Genomic DNA, 20009 nt, shown 5'->3' with positions numbered 1-20009 from the left:
AAGGGACTAGGAGAAATGGAAGCTTAGAGAAAATAGAACCTTTGTGTTCTTTGTGGTTCTTTGAGCCCTCTGTGATAAAAAATAATTTTGATAGCATAAAAATCCCATACCTGCCTTCAGACGTGACATAAAAAATTAGGTGGACAGATACTGAATAAAGAAATAAAATAACGAGCATGAGCATACAAGAAACCAATCAACTCTTACGATTTACGACTGCCGGATCGGTGGATGATGGGAAAAGTACCCTGATCGGAAGGCTTTTATTTGATTCCAAATCTATTTTTGAAGATCAGATAGCGGCAGTCAAAACTTCCAGCGAGAAAAAAGGCTTTGACTACGTGGACCTTTCGCTGTTGACCGATGGCCTCAAGTCGGAAAGGGAACAAGGCATCACCATCGATGTGGCCTACCGGTACTTTGCCACACCCAAACGAAAATTCATCATTGCCGATACTCCCGGTCATATTCAATACACCCGGAATATGGTCACCGGAGCTTCCACAGCCAACCTGGCCATTATCCTGATCGATGCCAGAAAGGGACTGCTGGAGCAAACCTACCGCCATTCTTTTATCGCTTCCCTGCTCAAAATCCCCCACGTGATTGTCTGCGTAAACAAAATGGACCTGGTGGACTATGACGAAGCTGTTTTCGAACAAATCATCAAGGATTACAAGGCTTTTGCCAGTAAAATGGAAATCAAGGACGTGCATTTTGTGCCCATCTCTGCCTTGAAAGGAGATAACGTGGTGGATCGGTCCAAAAATATGGATTGGTACGAAGGACCTACACTGCTCTATTTGCTGGAAAACGTACACATCGCTTCCGATTTGAACCATATTGATTGCCGCTTTCCGGTACAGATGGTCATTCGTCCCCATACCCACGAGCACCAGGATTTCAGGGGCTATGCCGGCCGGATCGAAGGAGGGATTTTTAAACCTGGAGACGATGTGAAGGTGCTGCCCTCAGGATTCACCTCCAAAATCAAAAGCATCGAACTGGATGGGCAACCCATTGCCGAAGCCTTTTCGCCCATGTCGGTAACCATGACACTGGAAGACGAACTGGATATTAGCCGGGGGGATATGTTGGTAAGGCCAAATAATGTACCTACCGTCGCTCAGGATCTGGATGTAATGGTCTGTTGGATGAGCCAGCAAAAGCTGCTTGGCAGGAGCAAACTGCTGCTAAAGCACACCACCAAGGAATGCCAGGTGATGGTAAAGGAGATCCTGTATCGGGTAAACGTAAACACGCTACACCGGGAAGAAGGGGTAGATCAGATTGGCATGAACGACATTGCCCGTATCAGCATCAGGTCGGCCCAGCCGTTGTTTTTCGATGGCTATCGCCGCAACCGCCAAACCGGCTCCATCATCCTCATCGACCCCAATACCAACGAAACCGTCGCCGCGGGGATGGTGATTTAAAGCATCGTACTCCGAGGTTTATAGACACAAAGCACACGAAGGATGCACAAAGGACACGAAGAATTATAAAAAAATTCTGAGCCCTTTGTGGTTCTTTGAGTTCTCTGTGATAAAAATTAACGCACAGTACTCCGAGGGTTTTAGTCACAAAGCACACGGAGGATGCACAAAGGACACGAAGAATTATAATAAAAACCTCTGAGCCCTTTGTGGTTCTTTGAGTCCTCTGCGACAAAAATTAACGCACCGTACTCCGAGGTTTTAGACACAAAGCACACGGAAGATGCACAAAGGACACGAAGTAATAGTAAAAAAAACTCTGAGCCCTTTGTGGTTCTTTGAGTCCTCTGTGACAAAAATTGACGCACCGTACTCCGAGGTTTATAGACACAAAGGATGCACAAAGCACACGAAGTAATAGTAAAAAAAACTCTGAGCCCTTTGTGGTTCTTTGAGTCCTCTGTGACAAAAATTGACGCACCGTACTCCGAGGTTTATAGACACAAAGGATGCACAAAGCACACGAAGTAATAGTAAAAAAAACCTCTGAGCCCTTTGTGGTTCTTTGAGTTCTCTGTGACAAAAATTAACGCACCGTACTCCGAGGTTTTAGACACAAAGCACACAAAGGATGTACAAAGCACACGAAGTAATAGTAAAAAAAACTCTGAGCTCTTCGTGGTTCTTTGAGTCCTCTGAGACAAAAATTACCGCATAGTACTCCGAGGTTTTTTAGCCACAAAGCACACGAAGTATTATTAAAAACAAACCTCTGAGCTCTTCGTGGTTCTTTGAGTTCTCTGTGACAAAAATAACGCTTCGTACTCCGCGGTTTTTAGGCACAAAGCACACAAAGGATGCACAAAGCACACGAAGAATTATAATAAAAACCTCTGAGCCCTTTGTGGTTCTTTGAGTTCTCTGTGACAAAAATAACGCATCGTACTCCGCGGTTTTTAGCCACAAAGAACACGAAGTATTATTAAAAACAAACCTCTGTGCTCTTCGTGGTTCTTTGAGTCCTCTGTGACAAAAATTAACGCACCGTACTCCGAGGTTTATAGACACAAAGCACACGAAGTATTATTAAAAACAAACCTCTGAGCTCTTCGTGGTTCTTTGAGTTCTCTGTGACAAAAATAACGCACCGTACTCCGAGGTTTTTAGCCACAAAGCACACGGAGGATGCACAAAGGACACGAAGAATTATAATAAAAACCTCTGAGCCCTTTGTGGTTCTTTGAGTTCTCTGTGACAAAAATTAACGCACAGTACTCCGGGGGTTTTAGTCACAAAGCACACGAAGGATGCACAAAGGACACGAAGAATTATAATAAAAACCTCTGAGCTCTTCGTGGTTCTTTGAGTTCTTTGTGACAAAAATATTTGTAACGAGATATAAAAAATGAATATTCAAAAACTTACCGAAATAGCCAAAAATGCATCCAAATCCGCCGGACAGGAAATCCTCAAGATATACCATTCCGCTGATTTTGGGGTGGAGATGAAAAGCGATGACTCGCCGCTGACATTGGCAGATAAGGCCGCACATGAGGTAATTATGGAGTATCTGAAGGAAACACCTTATCCGGTCTTATCCGAAGAAGGCAAGAACATCCTCTATACCGAGCGTAAAAACTGGGACTATTTCTGGATGGTGGATCCCCTGGACGGTACCAAGGAATTTATTAAAAAAAATGGGGAATTTACCGTAAACATCGCCCTGATTCACCGAAATACGCCGGTCATGGGCGTCGTATATGCGCCTGTGCTGGATATTATGTACTGGGGGAATGCTGAAGAAGGGGCCTGGAAACAGGAAGGACAGGGAGAAGCATTGGCGCTGAAGCGGCCGGAGGACAAAACGGTGCGCACCATTGTGGCCAGCCGCTCCCACCTGAGTTCGGAGACGCAGGAAGTGATTGATCGGTATCCGGATGCGGAAGTAATCAGCATGGGTTCCTCCCTGAAGTTTATGTTGTTGGCAGAGGGCAAGGCCCAGCTCTATCCCCGCTTTGCGCCTACCATGGAATGGGATACTGCCGCTGCTCACGGTGTTTTGCTGGCCCTGGGCTATACCGTCAAAAAGACCGACGAAGACAGCCCGCTGGTTTATAATAAAGAAAATCTACTGAATCCCTGGTTTATCTGCGAAGGATAGCCTTTCTGTGAAAAGAGGACTTGGAGGGGGAGACTTAGGGAGGGGGAGACTTGGAGATGATGTGATGATATGGTGATGTGCTGATGATGCCGTCACTGCGAGGGTGCAGACGGAGTCCAATCGAATGGTCGTAATCGCTCGCGCACCCGTGGCAGTCTGTCGGATTACGAATCCATCATTCGTTTTCGGATGGTATTCTACGGAGGACTTGGGGTTACGCTCCGGATCAGATTGCTTCGCTGCGCTCGCAATGACGGTTAGAAGACTTAGTGAGGGGAAGACTTTGAGAAAATAAATTCTTTGTGACCTCTGTGGTTCTTAGAGCCCTTTGTGACAAAAAAAACAGTAACGCAATTGAATAAGGTGGGTGGAGATGCTTTCAGACAAAAATTCGTCACAAAGGACACAGAGAGGTCACAAAAAACACGGAGGTTTTGGGAATAGAACGGGAGGCAGTCTGTAAAGATTAAATCCGGTAAATCCGTGGTTAAAAAAAACACTATTTTTCCTTTAAATCTTTGTAAACACCTTACCACCCAAAGATTTAAAATATATATTTTCACCCCTGCGGTGAAAAAATGTACCTTCTGTTTTTTTGCTGCCCGGCTTTTAAATATATTTGACCCCAAATTGCGAAGTTTCCTTACTCCCTATAAATGAAAATCCTTAAATTTCTACTTTTTGCCGCTTCGGTGGTATTCCTGACAGCCTCCTGCATTTCCAACGAACGTATCATCTACCTGCAGGAAACCGACGAAGAAATTCCGCTCTATACGGAAAGCGAACTGGTTCCCAACATGACCGCGGACTATTACCTGCAGTACAACGACGTGGTGGATATCAACATCAAAACCACCTCGGAAGAACTTAACGAGATATTTGGCATCGCCGGTGGGGACCAACGGCTGCAGATGAATATGGCGCAAGGTGCCCAAAACGGCGGCGACATTTTTTTTATCAATGGCTATACCCTGGACGAAAACGGCAATGTGGAAGTTCCCCTGCTCGGGGAAATCGAATTGCTGGGCCTGACTACCAAACAAGCCCAATCCCTGATAGAAAGCAAACTCACGGCCTATGTCAACGAAGAAGATTTCTTCGTCCGCGTTCGCCTCGGTGGCGTGCGCTTTTCTGCGCTGGGGGAATTTAACCGGAACGGCAACTTTACCATCCTGCAAAACCGCATCAGCATCTTTCAGGCCATCGCCCATGCCGGGGATATGACCACCACCGCCAAGCGAAACGAGGTGGTCCTGATCCGCCAATACCCCGAAGGAACCAAATCCTTTCGCGTCAACCTGAACGACCAACGAATCGTCGAATCTGAATTTTACTTTATCCGACCCAACGACATGCTCTATGCCGAACCCATGAAAATACGCGAACTGGGTACCGGTGTGAATTTTGTCCAGACCTTCCAGCTGGCCGTTACCACCCTATCCGCTGTGCTTCTTGTACTGAATGCCGTCAAGTAGTGAACCGGGAGCAGGTCGGTGATTTAATTCAGAAAAGGGTTGCCCAATAGAAAATCAATTTATTTTTTTGCATTCGTTTTCCAGGCCTTGTGGTGGGTTCCCCGGTAAAAAATGGGACTCAGGAGGCGAAGCTGTGCCCCGGGGGGAAGGTGCTAAATTTGGGGAATATAATCGGGCAGGGAACTGCAAGGCTTTTGATTTCCGATTAATTAAACGCATACGACTCCCCCTTATTAAGGGGGTTAGGGGGATTTACTTACGTAATCATCATAAATTCCGTTTGTTCTAACTTGAAATGCACGAAAAAATCCCCCTTGCCCCCTTTAAAGGGGGATTTGCTGAAATTGGGCTTTGCTGCTGAATTTTGGAAAATGTAATCGGGCAGGGAACTGCGAAGCTTTTGGTTTCCGATCAATCAAACGCATACGACTCCCCCTTACCAAGGGGGTTGGGGGATTTATTTACGTAACCATCATAGATTCCGCTTATTCTAACTTGAAATGCACGAAAAAATCCCCCTTGCCCCCTTTAAAGGGGGATTTGCTGAAATAGGGCCTTGCTGCTGAATTTTGGAAAATGTAATCGGGCAGGGAACTGCGAAGCTTTTGATTTCCGATCAATCAAACGCATACGACTCCTTACCAAGGGGGTTAGGGGGATTTACTTACGTAATCATCATAAATTCCGTTTGTTCTAACTTGAAATGCACGAAAAAATCCCCCTTGCCCCCTTTAAAGGGGGATTTGCTGAAATTGGGCTTTGCTGCTGAATTTTGGAAAATGTAATCGGGCTGACTAGACCGAACGTTAAACGCTATGTACCCTCGAAAAAGAATACGGGGTTGGAAAAACCCCAAAGGTCAGTATCGATAACCTTCGAGACCTCGAAGGTTATCCTATAGAACATAATCCTACAGTAAAATAATATAAAGCCCGCATCCGGCCGAAGCCCAAAATCCATTATCTTTGCACCTTGCATTTAACTATTTAATCACCAGCATCCAAAAAGTGATCTTTTTAACTGTTTTATAATTTATTTACTATGATGATTGCTCCATTAACGCCTTTTTCTGATGTAAAAATCGCCGTAATCGGCCTGGGCTATGTAGGATTGCCTCTGGCCGTTGAATTTGCCAAAAAATTTCCTGTTATCGGATTCGATATCTCTGAAAAAAGAGTAAAGGAATTGAATGCCGGTAAAGACGGTACGCTGGAAGTTTCCGATGAAGACCTTAAAAAAGTACTGGCCAACAATCCCCAACCCGGGAATAATGGCTTGCTCAATACCTGCGACCCTGTGCAACTGGCGGACTGCCAGATTTACGTGGTCACCGTGCCCACCCCCACCGACCGGCACAACCGACCCGTACTGACCCCCATGCTCAAAGCTTCCGAAACCATCGGCAAATACCTCAAAAAAGGCGATGTGGTCATCTATGAATCCACCGTCTATCCCGGTGTAACCGAAGAAGAATGCGTACCCGTTCTGGAAAAAGTCAGCGGCCTTCGTTATAACGAAGACTTTTACGCCGGCTATTCCCCCGAACGCATCAATCCGGGAGACAAGGAACATACCGTGGCCAAGATTCTCAAGGTAACCTCCGGTTCCACGCCCGAAGTAGCCGAATACGTGGACCGCCTGTACCGGGAAGTCATTACCGCCGGTACCCATAAGGCCAGCAGCATCAAGGTGGCGGAAGCCGCCAAGGTGATCGAAAACTCCCAGCGGGACATCAACATTGCCTTTGTGAACGAATTATCAAAAATTTTTAACCTCCTGCAGATCGATACCCATGAGGTATTGGCCGCTGCCGGTACCAAGTGGAACTTCCTGCCCTTCAAACCCGGCCTGGTAGGCGGACATTGCATCAGCGTGGATCCCTTTTACCTGGCGCAGAAAGCCCAGGAAGTAGGCTACCATCCCGAGATCATCCTGGCCGGTCGCCGGCTAAACGACTCCATGGGCAAGCACGTGGCCACCGAGGTGATCAAACACATGATGCGCAAGGACCTGAAAGTAATCGATTCCAAGGTGTTGATTCTGGGCTTTACCTTTAAAGAAGACTGCCCAGATGTACGCAACACCCGTGTGATCGACATTTACCAGGAGCTGCGCTCCTTCGATATGGACGTAGATGTGTACGATCCCTGGGCCAATAAGGAGGAAGTGTCCCACGAGTACGGACTGGAAATCATCGACGGGGACGATTGCCCCACCATAGCCGATTACTCTGCCATCGTCCTGGCCGTCGCCCATCAGAAATTCCGTGATCTCCCCATCCGCAAAAGCAAGGACCTGGTTGTCTTCGACGTCAAGGCGGTACTGGATAAGGAGAAGGTGGATGCGAGGTTGTAGCGCTTAAAAAAATTCAGTGGCATATCGTACACGACTCCCCCTTACAAAGGGGGCTTGGGGGATTTACTTACGTAATTATTATAAATTCCGTTTATTCTAAATTAAAAAAGCTCGAAAAAATCCCCCTTTCCCCCTTTAAAGGGGGATTTGCTCCAACTGAGATTTGCTGCTAGATTTAGGTAATGTCATCGAGCTTACTAAACGAACCGTTAAAAACGTATCCATCAATCAAACGTGCACGATTCCCCCTTACTAAGGGGGCCAGGGGGATTTGCTGACGTAGTTATCAAAAAGTCCGTTTATTCTAAATAAAAATGCACAAAAAATCCCCCTTACCCCCTTTAAAAAAGGGGGATTTGCTGAAATTGGGCTTTGCTGCTAAATTTTGGAAAATGTAATCGGGCAGGGAACTGCAAGGCTTTTGATTTCCGATCAATCAAACGTACACGACTGCCCCTTACCAAGGGGGCTGGGGGGATTTTGATACGAACAGCGAACAAAAAAGACAGCTTCACTTCATCGCAATAGCTAAAAACACCTCATGAACCAACCCGACCCGCAACGGCCGCCGGTGGCAGTGCCGGAAGAAGACCTGATCGATGTCAAAGACCTGCTGCTGCAAGTCTGGCGCATCCGGTACTATATCCTGCTCTCCCTGGTCATCACCCTCTCCCTGGCCTACTTTATCATCCGCTTTTCCGTACCCGTATACCAGGTGTCGTCCAAGTTTTTTGTCAAGGAAAAAGAAAGCCCCCTTTCCGGGATTTTTGAAACCACCGGACTGGGCATGATGGGAGGGGACGAAATGGTGCTGGGCAACCAGATGATCATCCTCAAATCCCGCCCCATCGCCGAAGCCGCCCTGGACCGCCTGGATTTTGACGTGGAGTATATTCAGGAAGAAGTATTCGTCCAAAAAGAACTGTACCAGAAAACGCCCATCGCCGTGGAGGTGGACTGGACGCATCCGCAGCTGGCCAATGGCCTGATCCGCATCCGCTGGTCCGACCGGCAGACCTTTACCCTGAGCTATGAGGATACTGATTTTAACCAGATCTTTCCGGATAGCGATTCCCGGGAAATCCTGGAAGATCCCGTTTCCCCCTCCCAAACCTATCGCTTTGGGGATTGGGTGGAGCTGCCCATGAACCGCTTTCGCGTAGGGCTGACGGGAGCCGATAGCAAGGGCGAACTGCTGATCCGCCTGCGTGACCGGTTTGCTTTGGTCAACCATTACACCGGTGAAAACCTGCAGATCTCCCCCATGGACAAGCAGTCCACCATCCTGCAACTCACCCTGAAGACCGAAACGCCCGCCAAGGGCAGGGATTACCTGAATACGCTACAGTCCGTGTACCTGGAAAACGAGCTGAAGGAAAAGAACGCCATGGCCACCAATACCATCGACTTTATCGATGCCCAGCTCGTGGTGCTTTCGGACTCCCTGATGTACATCGAAAACCGCCTGGAAAGTTTCCGATCCAACAACGCCACCTACGATATCAGCTCGGAAGGATCGGCCATCTTCGAGCAACTCAAGGAGCTGGAAACCGAGTTGGCCCAGGAGAGGTTTAAAAGGCAGTATTTCCAACAGCTCCGCAATTACCTGCAGCGGGAGGATTACAACCAGATCGTGGTGCCTTCCGGATTGGGCATAGAAGACCCCATTCTGAACACCCTGATCGAAAACCTGCTGGAGCTTCAGGCGGAAAAATCCATGCATGCCTCCCGGCTGACGGAGATTTCTCCCCCCGTGCGGGAGGTCAACCGGAAGATCAGTGATATGAATCAGTCCATCCTGGAGCTGCTCCAGAATGTGGATCAAAATGCCCAACTGCTGATCACCGACCTGGAAGAGCGCATAGATCGGATTGAACGCACCTTTGGCGGCCTACCCCAGACCGAGCAAAACCTGATTCGCATTCAGCGGGAGTTCTCGCTAAACGAAGACCTATACACTTTTCTGCAGGAAAAGCGGGCCGAAGCGGCCATTACCCGGGCCTCCAATACCCCCAGCAACAAAATTGTCGAAACGGCCCTGGTCAATCGCAACCCGATCAGTCCTAAAAAAGCACTCACCTTCCTGATTGCCCTGATTCTGGGAGGGGCGATACCGGTGGGATTTAGTATGGGCCGCAACTATTTTAATACCAAAATCAAGGATGGCAAAGAGCTGGAGAGAAAATCCCAGCTCAACCTGCTAACCAGCATCAATCAGAGCGAGGAAAAGGACAACCTGGTGGTGTTTAATCAACCCCGCTCCGGCGTGACGGAGGCCTTCCGCTCCCTGCGGGCCAATCTGAACTTTATCCTGCCCAAGGAGCAGCCGGCCGTAATCATGATTACCTCCAGCATTTCCGGGGAGGGCAAGACCTTCAGCAGCATCAATTTGGCCTCGGTCTATGCCTTGAGCGGCAAGAAGACCTTATTGATCGGCTGCGACCTGCGCAAACCTAAAATTTTTGAGGATTTTGGGCTGAAAAACAAACACGGCCTCTCTACTTACCTGAGCGGACAGGAGAAAGACATGCAAGCCATCGTACAGTCTACTGCTTACGACCACCTGGACATCATTGCTTCGGGTCCCATTCCGCCCAACCCTGCCGAACTGCTGATTACCGAGCGCTTTTCCCACTTAATCCAGCAGATGCGGGAAAGCTACGATATGATCATTCTGGACACCCCGCCGGTAGGCCTGGTCTCCGAATCCCTGGATCTGATCCAACTGGCGGATGTCTGCCTTTTTGTGGTTCGTTACAATTACAGTGAGAAGCAGTTTATCGAACATATCAATACCCTGAAAAAGCAGGATATTCTAAAAAAAGCCTACCTGATTTTTAACGGCGTAGCGAAAAAAGCCCACCGCTACGGATATGGCTATGGCTACGGATATGGCTATGGCTACGGTTACTATGCCGAAGATCAGGAAGAGAAGAAGTCCTGGAAGAGGTGGCTCGGTAGGAGTTAGGCAGTTAACAGGAGATGTTTGGCAGTGAAGCTTGAGGCCATGAGAACCCTGGTAGTTAAGGGTTAATATGGCTCGAAATGGGCTGAGTAGTTTGAGACGTAGTGATTTGCAGTTGACCTAGTTAGCGGTCGAACCCTGGTGGTTAAGGGTTAAAATGGCTCGGGAGGGGCTGAAATGGTCAGAAGTAATTTTCTGCACGGAAGCTTGATTGTAGTGGAACCCTGTTTGTTAAGAGTTAAACAATAGTAAAATCAAAAATCCAAGGGATTTTTGCATAACCTTTTAACCCTTAACAAACCCAAAAATCAGCCCAAAGACAATTCAGCCGGACAACATCCCGCTACCACCATAACAACCAAAAATAAGCCCCTTAACCCTTAACAACCCTCCGAATCAGCCTAACTACCAAGGGGCCGTTTAAAACCAAAAAAACATTAACCACAACTCATCAGCCCTTTAGCACTTTTTTTATGGAATACAAAATTACTGATTCCAAAGTCCTTGTTACCGGTGGAGCAGGCTTTATAGGATCAAACCTTATCGATGACCTGCTTTTGAACGGAAACCAGGTGGTTTGCCTGGATAATTTTTCCACCGGAAAAAGAGAAAATTTGGAGGAAGCATTAGAAAATCCGGATTTCAAGCTTATTGTAGGAGATATACGAGATAAGCAGGTTTGTATGGATGCCGTTAAAGGATGTGCCTATGTACTGCATCAGGCGGCATTGGGGTCCGTTCCCCGGTCTATTGCCGACCCCATTACCAGTACGGAAGTGAATATTACCGGATTTGTAAACATGCTTTACGCTGCAAAGGAGGAAAAGGTAAAGCGCTTTGTATATGCAGCAAGCAGTTCCACCTATGGAGATCATCCGGACCTGCCCAAAGTGGAGCATAAAATTGGCAATTCCTTATCTCCCTATTCCATCACCAAATTTGTAAATGAATTGTATGCCGCAAACTTTTCAAAAATTTACGGAATTGAAACGATTGGTTTGCGGTATTTTAACGTATTTGGTAGGAGGCAGGATCCCGATGGGGCTTATGCGGCCGTTATTCCCAAATTTGTTTCTTCGCTGATCCGGCACGAAAGCTCCAAAATCAATGGAGACGGGACCTATTCCCGGGACTTTACCTATATTGAAAACGTGCTACAAGCCAACCACCTGGCAGCAGCTGTTCCGACTGAGAGAATACGAACGGGCCTGGTGCATTACCAACAGGAAGTAAAGGATGCACCACTTTCTTCCTCTGAGGAAACCCTTTCCGAAGTAGTGAATGTGGCCTATGGGGAAAGGGCCAGCCTGAATGAACTGGTAGTATCCTTAAAGGAAAACCTTTCCCAATATGACCCTCAAATCCGGGAGATTCAGTTTGATTACGGCCCCGCCAGGGAAGGAGACGTTCCCCATTCTCTGGCCTCCATACAGAAAGCGAAATCGATTCTCGGATATGATCCAAAATACAGTCTGCAGCGGGGCTTAAAGGAGGCATGTAATTGGTATTGGGAAAATGCGTGATTTGTACAATAAGTTTTAATTTTTATATTCCGATCGGATGTTATAGAATGCCTTTGTAGAGTGTATAGGCAAAAGTTTATATTAGTTTTCAATTGTATTTTGTTTATTACATTACCGTATAATTGACAAAGATACTTATTACAAAAAAATATGATTAGTATCTCGATATTGTTCCTGGTATTTGTAATATTCCCAATAAGGGCAACCTCTCCACTTATCGCCTTAGAAATTTTAATGTTTTATCTGATGAAAAATCCGTTAATTTCATAATATCAAACAGCAGGATGCAATGCAATAATCAAAAATTATTTTTAACTTTTTATTTTGGTTAAAATTAAAAACATTTCTTATTCTTTTGTTTCCAATGTTTTAGTTTCATTTAGTCAATGGATCATATTGTCGTTTATTTCGAAAAAATATGGGACGGAATATTTAGGTGGGTATTCATTAGTTATTTCTTATTTGTTGCCATTATATTCATTCTTATCCTTTCAACTAAGAAATATTTATATTTCCAGAAAGGTTCAGACATCGGATGAGTATTCCAATTTTTTTTATTTAAGAATTACAACTTCTACACTGTTTTTTTTAATATCTTTATTTATAGGTTACTTTTTTTATATTGAATATTTTTTCATTTTTTTAATAATCGGAACTGCTAAGTTAATTGAGGGTGTAAATGATATCATTTATGCATATTATCATAAAAAGAGCGAAATAGTAATTTATTCAAAAAGTTTAATAAGAAGGTCGATCATACTAGGTATCGTTTCATTTTTATTTTTTAATTTATTCGATGAGTTTTTGATTTCTTTGATTTCTATTCCTTTATCCTATTTGGTGGTACTTCTTGTTGATTTATATAAATATCCCGATTTCAATTTGCTTAAGATTAATAAAGCAAAAATAAATTCAATTTTTAGTTTGTTCAATACGGGTATATTCGCTGGATTTTCGTTATTTATTATATACTTAATACCAAATTTCCCAAGAATTATTTTGGAAAATTACACCAGTACTTTTCAATTAGGTATTTTTTCGGGGTACATGTATATTGTTATAATATCAAGAGTATTGGTGCAGTCAATTGTGCAAAATAGTATTCCTATTTTATCTAAAAAATTCATTGATAAAGAAAAAACATCATTTTTAAAAATAGTTAAGAAAGAGCTTTTAATATTATTTGCAATTGGCCTACTTCAGTTTTCTATTTTGCCATTTAAGGATTTTATTTTCCCTATTTTATTTAATGACGATTTTATTGGTAACACAAAATTATTAATCGTTATTTTCACAGGATCTATTTTTTCCTTTCTTTCATTTGGGGTTAACAATGCTATAAACGCAATGGGAGATTTTAAAATCCAAGTTTTTATTTATTTAATTGTTCTATCTGTCACGGTAATTAGTTCTTTTCTGTTAATTCCTGCCTATTCATTGCTTGGTGCTGGTTTTGTATATTTGATTTCTTCGTTTATCCAATTCCTTACCTTAGTTTTATTTTTCAAGTATCGTTTTGAGAAAAGAATATGAAAAAATTTGTTATTAAAATTTTGGTTTTGATAATTAGTATTTTACCGAGATTTATCCGCATTTTTTTTTACGATTTATTGAAGCCTTTTAGTCAACCAATATTTCAAATACTTAGATTTGCAGTGACCAAACATCTTTTTCAAAAATGTGGAGATAATATAGTAATTGGATCAAATGTTACATTTAAGAATTGGAATGGGATTAAACTAGGAAGCTACGTTAGTATTCATGAGTTTTGTTATTTGGATGGGTACGGAGGTATTTTAATCGGAGATAAGGTGTCAATAGCTCATAATTGTACTATAATGAGCTCATCGCATACTTATAGCCAACCCCATTTATCCATTAGAGATAATCCTGTAGCCAAAGAGAAAGTAGAAATTGGCAATGATATTTGGATTGGATGTAATGTCAGAATTTTAGGAAATTCTATTATACATGACAGAGCTGTCGTAGGAGCATGCTCCCTAGTTAATAAAACGATTTCAGCTAACTCAATTTATTACGGTATTCCCGCAAGATTTTACAAAAATATCAATTTAACAAACAATTGAAATAGAAGAATTTTCTATTATTTAATAATTTTTGTGTTTAATAATGTTAATATGGTGATATGTATTTGCGTAATTATTTCGCCACAACCTATACTAAGATCTAATTGGAATATATTTTTCAATAAATTACTTCAAATTCTTTTTTCAAAAAGATTCTATTTTTCAAACTTTAAGTTTGAAATTTCATGAGTTAATTATTCTATATCTAAATGTATATAAGTTCAATTAAATATTTTTTTAGTCAATTTAAACTTTCTTTTTTGGCATTAATTTTGGGCTCGACCCTTGTTTCAATAGCATTTTCTGGCGAAATTCATGAATTTCATATTATAGGTTTAATTTTTGTTTTTTTATCATACTTCCTAATTATTATTTTTTACAATGATTTTTTAAAAAAGTATAATATTTCATTGATTCAAATATTTTTAATTGCTTTTTTAATACGATTTATTTTCATTTTCGTCTTTGCTTTATTTTTTTTAGAGATTAATGGTTTTCCCTTCGTTACTGACAAAGATGATTTTATATATAATGAGATATCTATAGAAATTGCTGAAAATTGGGAAGCTAACGGGATAAATTTTGAATCCGATATACCACTCTCAACTGGATTTTATTCTGGGTTCCCAACCTTTAGTTCTTTACTTATGTATTTATTTTTTAAATCTTGGATAATTGTTCGGATAGGGAATGCATTTCTTGGTGCCTTAATGGTTGTATATTTCGCAAAATTGCTTCGAATGTTTTATTCCAAAGATGTGTCAAACTTTGGGTTGTCATTGGTTATTTTTTCTCCAGTGTTTATTACCTATTCCTCTCTTCAATTTAAAGATACTTTATTAATATTTTTATTAACGGCTATTTTCTATTATTTAATGAAATTGGTTAAGTTTAATTATTCTTTAAAAAGTATTATTCTAGTCATTTTGTTTCTTACAGCTCTAATTTTTGTTCGAGCAGCAACAATTATCCCTGTATTATTAGCTTTTGTGTTATTGATTTATTTTACAAGACAGCGACGTACCTATCTACTTTCATTTTTTTTATTTTTAATTCTTTTTGGTGTCTTCTTTCTGTGGTCATTTCTTAATCAATATAGTTTAATTGATGAGCCGTTTTTTTATTTTCAGTCGAGATATGATAATATTTTTGGAGAAAATTCCAACATCGGTATCGAGTCCCTAATATCTAATTCTAACCTTGCTTTTTTGTTTTCTTCTCCGCTTTTCATCCTTGGTTCTGTAATTTTACCAATTCCGCTTGCAGTATTTCTCCCTGATGTTCAATTTTTCACTAATTATAATTACACTGCTAACATTTTCCAGTCAGCTTTGACTCCATTTTTCGTTGTTAGTGTGTTTTTCTTTTTTAAAAATAGAAACAATCATCAATTTTTATGGTTTTTTATCTTTTTTTATTTCTTTTATAAATTTGGTCAAGGATTATCTTTATCGGTCTTTAATTTAAGACAAAGTCTTCCATCTATTGTTGCTCTTCACCTAATTTTACCACTCTTTTTAGTTTATAGACCAAATAAAAAGTTTATTTATTTTTTTATTATTTTAAATTTATTAGCTATTATATCCTTTGCATTTGTTCGACTAAGTACCAGAAATTTGATTTAATATTTTATGAGAACAATTGTTATTCAGGCTTGGACTGTACATAAATTGAATTCCCAGTATTTTTTACCATATACACACTGGGTATATATCAAAGAATTCCTTAAATATTTTGATAAAGTTTGTTTGTTATCTCCTACAAAAATTCATTCTAAAAGTTTTAATCAAAAAGAGTTTTTTGGCTTTAGTAATTCTGACAATGTTGAAATATACGAATTGCCCTACTCTGAGGGTTATATTGGAGCGATTAAGTTTTTTCCGTATTACATCAAGGCTTATTCAAAACTAAAAAGTTTTGATTTTTCCTATGTAAGGTATCCTATTCCATTTGGTTGGTTACAATCTATTTTTTTTAGAAATAAAAATAAAATTATTCATTTCGTTGGTGATCCAATTGACACATTTAAAAATAACCCTAACCTGAGTACATTCAGAAGATTGATTTATACTTTCTTTTTTCTACCTGAACATTGGATGTATATGTTGGCTTGCAGAAATGCAAAGGTGTTTACAAATGGGTTTCATTTAGCGAAAAAATTGCAGAGATATAATGTTTCGGCTACGCCGTTGGTATCGTCAACACTAATTGAATCTGATTTTTATTTTGACGATCATAAAAAAGTTGAAAATGATAAACCGAAACTAGTCTACGTCGGGTATTTGAGAAAGGCAAAGGGTGTTGATATTATTATTCGATCCTTTTCGATTGTACAATCTAGGTTTCCTCTAGCAGAATTGACAATTGTCGGTGAAGGTGAATTGGAAGATGATTTAAAAATACTAGTTAAAACATTGCAATTGAAAAATGTTTATTTTACTGGTCATATTGGTTGTAGGTCGGAACTTAATGAAATTTTTAGATGTAATGATATTTTTTGTTTCGCTAGTCTTTCTGAGGGATCCCCTAGGGTTATTTTGGAGGCTATGGCCAATGGTTTAAATATTGTTAGTACACCCGTTGGTTCGTTACCAGATATTTTTGAAAATGGTAAAGAAATTTTGTTTGCCGATTATAACGATGTAAATGATTTTGTGGAGAAAATCTTTTATTTAATTAATAATCCTAAATTTTGTAATAAATTACGTACTTCTGCTTACGTTAAAGTAAAAGATTTTACAGTTCAAAATTTTATAGAAAAGTTATTTTATGAGATCTAAGATATCGATTTTATATTCTTGGTTTGTTAGAAGCTTTACTTATTTTTTACCTAATTTACCACCTTTAATGCGATTTAGAGGTTTTTTATATTCTCTTTTTATGGATAGCGTTGGTAAGGATTTTCAAGTCCATAGTTCAGTTCTTATAGTTAATTTATCTGGTATTTCAATTGGTAATAATGTTTATATAGGTCCGAATACCGTTATCATTAGCGACAATATGTATATCGGAAATGAGGTGCTTATAGGCCCTAATTGCGTTTTAGTTTCTCAAAATCACACCAAAATTAATCAAAGTTTTAGATTTGGACCTTCTGATAAGGGCTGTATTGTCATAGAAGAGAATTGTTGGATAAGTTCTCATTGTACTATTTCAAAAGATTCAAAATTACCAAAGGGAAGTGTTTTAGGTGCTAATAGTTTTCTGAATAAAAAGTTTGAAGTAGCAAATGCTTTTTATTGTGGAGTTCCTGCAGTATATAAATCTAAATATGAATAAAAGTATCCTTTTTTTTTATCAATATTTTGGTACGCCAAAAGGCAGTTGGAGTACCAGGGTTTATGAATTGACCAGGAGGTGGGTTAAATCAGGGAATACTGTTACCGTTGTTACAGCTCCCTATGATAAATCCGATATTAGAGTTTCTTCTTTTATTTCAAAAATGGAATTGGAGGGTATAAAGTTAATAGTTATTGATTCAGGGGATTCTAATCGTTTTTCAAAATTTAAACGCATGTTTCGGTCTTTGCAATTCTCTTTAATTTCCATCTATTATGCACTCTCTCTAAAATATGATGTTTGTATTGCATCATCCGGTCCTATCACTATTGGTCTCCCAATGGTATTTGCCAAACGGTTCCGCAGAAAGCCTACTATTTTTGAAGTCCGTGATCTTTGGCCTGCAGGAGCGATTGAATTGGGGATAATCCAATCCTCCTGGCAAAGGAAAACGGCGCTTTGGTTTGAAAGAATATGTTACAAATCTGCCAATAAGGTTGTTTGTGCCTCTATAGGGCAGAGAAATTATATAGCAAAAAGGAACCCCGGAGTAGCACTTGGTGTCATTCCGAATGCCTCTGATCTAGAGCTTTTTGGTAAGATCAGTAAGGAGCGTTTACCAAAGTGGGCATCTAAGAAAATTCTATTTACCCATATCGGTTCGTTAGGATTGATTCATAATACGAATTACTGGATGGAAGTATCCAGGGAATTAGATAAAATCGATAAGGAAAATAGGATCTCTTTGGTTTTTATAGGAGATGGAGTGGATCGGGAAAGACTTCTCGCCGAAAAGAAAAGGGATAAACTACAAAATATTCATTTTCTGGGACTCAAACCCAAGGCCGAATTGCCAGTATGGGTTCAAAATAGCCGCGCAACTCTTTTTGCAACTCTGGACAACCTGGTGCAAAGTACTTGTAGCCCCAATAAGATATTTGATTCTTTTGCTGCAGGTGTACCTATCATTCAAACTTCCAATGGTTGGATAAAGGATCTTGTTGAAAAAAATAATTGTGGGATAAATGTTAGTTTAAATTCACCCAAAGAGGCTGCTGAAAAAATTTTATGGCTTAGCCTAAATGAAAATATCGCTAAGGAAATGGGAAAAAATGCATTCAGGCTAGCTCAAGGGGAATTTAATAGAGATATTTTGGCTGAGAAATACCTTTCTTTTCTTGATGAAATAACTGTATGATCAAATTTTTGATTACAGGTTCCACAGGCTTTTTAGGAAAACTACTTGTGGCCGGTAACCCGGATTCCTTTTTACCCTTGGAAGATAAATCAACCGGGGCGCGAATTGACATTAGCAAGCCTTTTTCCATTCCCTATGATACGGTTCCGGATGTAATCATCCATGCAGCCGGAAAAGCTCATACGGTTCCCGGAAATGCCGCAGAGGAGCAGGCGTTTTTTAAGGTAAACCTGGAAGGTACTCAAAATCTTTGCCGGGCCCTGGAGCGCCTGTCCTCACTCCCCAAAGCCTTTATTTTTATCAGCACCGTGGCAGTATATGGGCGTTCGGAAGGAAAATTACTATCCGAAGACATATCTTTAGATGGAAAGACCCCCTATGCCAAAAGCAAATTGTTGGCCGAGGAATGGCTCACTCAATGGGCGAAGGGAAAGGGAGTGGTTCTGGGGATAGTACGCTTGCCGTTGGTAGTCGGTCCTCATCCTCCCGGTAACCTGGGGGCCATGATTAGCGGAATCCGCAGCGGAAAATACCTGCGCATCGGCAAGGCTACCGCCCGGAAAAGCATGGTCCTGGCCGAGGATATCCCTGCTATCCTGCCAAAACTGGCACAAGTAGGAGGGATCTATAACCTTACTGACGGTTACCATCCATCTTTCAGGGAATTGGAAGAGACCATTTGCCGCGTTTTACAAAAACCCCATCCCCGTGAAATCCCCCTTTGGCTGGCAAAAGGCCTGGGGAGGGTAGGGGATTTGTTTGGCCCTAATTTTAAGATCACTTCCGATAAAGTAGCCAAAATCACCTCCGACCTAACCTTCGACGACACCCTCGCCCGGGAAAAGCTGGGCTGGAAGCCACGGCGGGTGCTGGACGTTTTGCCTTCATATTTATAAGGGTTAATCGGCATTTGAATGGCAGGGCTTTAGGGTCTGGCCATTTTTCATTTGAGAGTATGTTCTTTATTTCAGGAACCGATAATCGAAGCACCCATTATTTTTTGATAACCTGTCAACAGAAAAGCCAAGCGGGTAGGCAGGCACAAAACCGGGCCGTGCGGGAGGTATGCGCGGGGAAGGATTTTTGTGCCTTGATCTTTTGGTACTTTTGGATCAAGCCAAAAGTACGAAAGGAATTGGCGTTTACTACCCCCATCAACCTTTGTCCTGCAATGCCCTTTCATAAAAGCCAAGTGACTGTTTAGGGCGAGGCCTTTTTGCATTAAGGCCTTGTCGGGGATACAGCGGTGGTGGTTAAAGGTTAAAAAAATGCTTGACTCGCCTCCCTTGTCGGCTTACCCGGGGCTAGTGGTATTTTGCCCCTTCAGGGCTTGGAATATGATGGCAATTAGTAGCCCGAGGTGTGGGGGTTGCGCTTTATAGAGCATCTAGTAGCATTGACAGAACTTCTAGGGATGAAAAAGGCGGGCAGGCCGGCACAAAACCGGGGGTGCGGGAGGATGGTGGGGGGAAGGATTTTTGTGCCTTGATCTTTTGGTACTTTTGGATCAAGCCAAAAGTACAGAAGGAA

General features: G+C 41.7%; 13 protein-coding genes. All 13 read left to right on the top strand.

Going from position 1 to position 20009, the window contains the following annotated elements:
- The first annotated feature begins 176 nt into the window (after nucleotides 1-176).
- Nucleotides 177-1436, top strand: a complete 1260-nt coding sequence (cysN, locus tag GKS34_RS15290) for a sulfate adenylyltransferase subunit CysN (RefSeq protein WP_163385853.1) — start codon at nucleotides 177-179, stop codon at nucleotides 1434-1436.
- Between the two features lie 1405 nt (nucleotides 1437-2841).
- On the top strand, nucleotides 2842-3597 hold the full coding sequence (gene cysQ / locus GKS34_RS15285; protein ID WP_163385852.1) for a 3'(2'),5'-bisphosphate nucleotidase CysQ: 756 nt from the start codon (nucleotides 2842-2844) through the stop codon (nucleotides 3595-3597).
- 740 nt (nucleotides 3598-4337) lie between these two features.
- The gene (locus GKS34_RS15280) at nucleotides 4338-5072 is read left to right on the top strand and encodes a polysaccharide biosynthesis/export family protein (RefSeq protein ID WP_163385917.1); all 735 of its coding nucleotides are present in this window, start codon (nucleotides 4338-4340) and stop codon (nucleotides 5070-5072) included.
- A gap of 1044 nt (nucleotides 5073-6116) precedes the next feature.
- Nucleotides 6117-7427, top strand: coding sequence for a nucleotide sugar dehydrogenase (locus GKS34_RS15275; protein ID WP_163385916.1), 1311 nt, complete (start codon nucleotides 6117-6119; stop codon nucleotides 7425-7427).
- A gap of 541 nt (nucleotides 7428-7968) precedes the next feature.
- Nucleotides 7969-10395, top strand: coding sequence for a GumC family protein (locus GKS34_RS15270; RefSeq protein WP_163385851.1), 2427 nt, complete (start codon nucleotides 7969-7971; stop codon nucleotides 10393-10395).
- A 470-nt stretch (nucleotides 10396-10865) separates the two neighbouring features.
- A complete protein-coding gene (locus tag GKS34_RS15265; protein ID WP_163385850.1) occupies nucleotides 10866-11915 on the top strand; it encodes an SDR family oxidoreductase in 1050 nt (349 codons plus the stop codon).
- 324 nt (nucleotides 11916-12239) lie between these two features.
- Entirely contained in the window at nucleotides 12240-13448 is a 1209-nt protein-coding gene (locus GKS34_RS15260) for a lipopolysaccharide biosynthesis protein (RefSeq protein ID WP_163385849.1), read from the top strand.
- Nucleotides 13445-14002 carry an acyltransferase gene (locus GKS34_RS15255; protein ID WP_163385848.1) on the top strand — a complete coding sequence of 186 codons (558 nt, stop codon included), beginning with the start codon at nucleotides 13445-13447 and terminating at the stop codon, nucleotides 14000-14002. The genes GKS34_RS15260 and GKS34_RS15255 overlap by 4 nt, the downstream gene beginning before the upstream one ends.
- Nucleotides 14003-14262: 260 nt before the next feature.
- Nucleotides 14263-15627: a glycosyltransferase family 39 protein gene (locus tag GKS34_RS15250; protein ID WP_163385847.1), complete on the top strand. Its 1365-nt coding sequence runs from the start codon at nucleotides 14263-14265 to the stop codon at nucleotides 15625-15627.
- Nucleotides 15628-15633: 6 nt separating this feature from the next.
- Nucleotides 15634-16782, top strand: a complete 1149-nt coding sequence (locus GKS34_RS15245; RefSeq protein ID WP_163385846.1) for a glycosyltransferase family 4 protein — start codon at nucleotides 15634-15636, stop codon at nucleotides 16780-16782.
- Nucleotides 16772-17281, top strand: a complete 510-nt coding sequence (locus GKS34_RS15240; protein WP_163385845.1) for an acyltransferase — start codon at nucleotides 16772-16774, stop codon at nucleotides 17279-17281. The genes GKS34_RS15245 and GKS34_RS15240 overlap by 11 nt, the downstream gene beginning before the upstream one ends.
- On the top strand, nucleotides 17232-18479 hold the full coding sequence (locus GKS34_RS15235; RefSeq protein ID WP_317167982.1) for a glycosyltransferase family 4 protein: 1248 nt from the start codon (nucleotides 17232-17234) through the stop codon (nucleotides 18477-18479). Before GKS34_RS15240 ends, GKS34_RS15235 begins: the two co-directional genes overlap by 50 nt.
- Nucleotides 18476-19375 (top strand): NAD-dependent epimerase/dehydratase family protein, encoded by a 900-nt coding sequence (locus GKS34_RS15230; protein WP_205602086.1) that lies wholly within the window; start codon nucleotides 18476-18478, stop codon nucleotides 19373-19375. The genes GKS34_RS15235 and GKS34_RS15230 overlap by 4 nt, the downstream gene beginning before the upstream one ends.
- Nucleotides 19376-20009: the final 634 nt, after the last annotated feature.

It is taken from the genome of Cyclobacterium jeungdonense (genome assembly GCF_010994275.1).
Classification (GTDB): domain Bacteria; phylum Bacteroidota; class Bacteroidia; order Cytophagales; family Cyclobacteriaceae; genus Cyclobacterium; species Cyclobacterium jeungdonense.
Note: the sequence above shows the minus strand (reverse complement) of the source record. Positions and strands in the feature narration are given on the sequence as shown.

Excerpts from the sequence above, each read along its gene's own strand:
- GKS34_RS15270 (WP_163385851.1), top strand. The coding sequence starts at position 7,969 with ATGAACCAACCCGACCCGCAACGGCCGCCGGTGGCAGTGCCGGAAGAA.
- GKS34_RS15240 (WP_163385845.1), top strand. The coding sequence starts at position 16,772 with ATGAGATCTAAGATATCGATTTTATATTCTTGGTTTGTTAGAAGCTTT.
- GKS34_RS15275 (WP_163385916.1), top strand. The coding sequence starts at position 6,117 with ATGATTGCTCCATTAACGCCTTTTTCTGATGTAAAAATCGCCGTAATC.
- GKS34_RS15265 (WP_163385850.1), top strand. The coding sequence starts at position 10,866 with ATGGAATACAAAATTACTGATTCCAAAGTCCTTGTTACCGGTGGAGCA.
- cysQ (WP_163385852.1), top strand. The coding sequence starts at position 2,842 with ATGAATATTCAAAAACTTACCGAAATAGCCAAAAATGCATCCAAATCC.
- GKS34_RS15245 (WP_163385846.1), top strand. The coding sequence starts at position 15,634 with ATGAGAACAATTGTTATTCAGGCTTGGACTGTACATAAATTGAATTCC.
- GKS34_RS15255 (WP_163385848.1), top strand. The coding sequence starts at position 13,445 with ATGAAAAAATTTGTTATTAAAATTTTGGTTTTGATAATTAGTATTTTA.
- cysN (WP_163385853.1), top strand. The coding sequence starts at position 177 with ATGAGCATACAAGAAACCAATCAACTCTTACGATTTACGACTGCCGGA.
- GKS34_RS15230 (WP_205602086.1), top strand. The coding sequence starts at position 18,476 with ATGATCAAATTTTTGATTACAGGTTCCACAGGCTTTTTAGGAAAACTA.
- GKS34_RS15235 (WP_317167982.1), top strand. The coding sequence starts at position 17,232 with ATGCTTTTTATTGTGGAGTTCCTGCAGTATATAAATCTAAATATGAAT.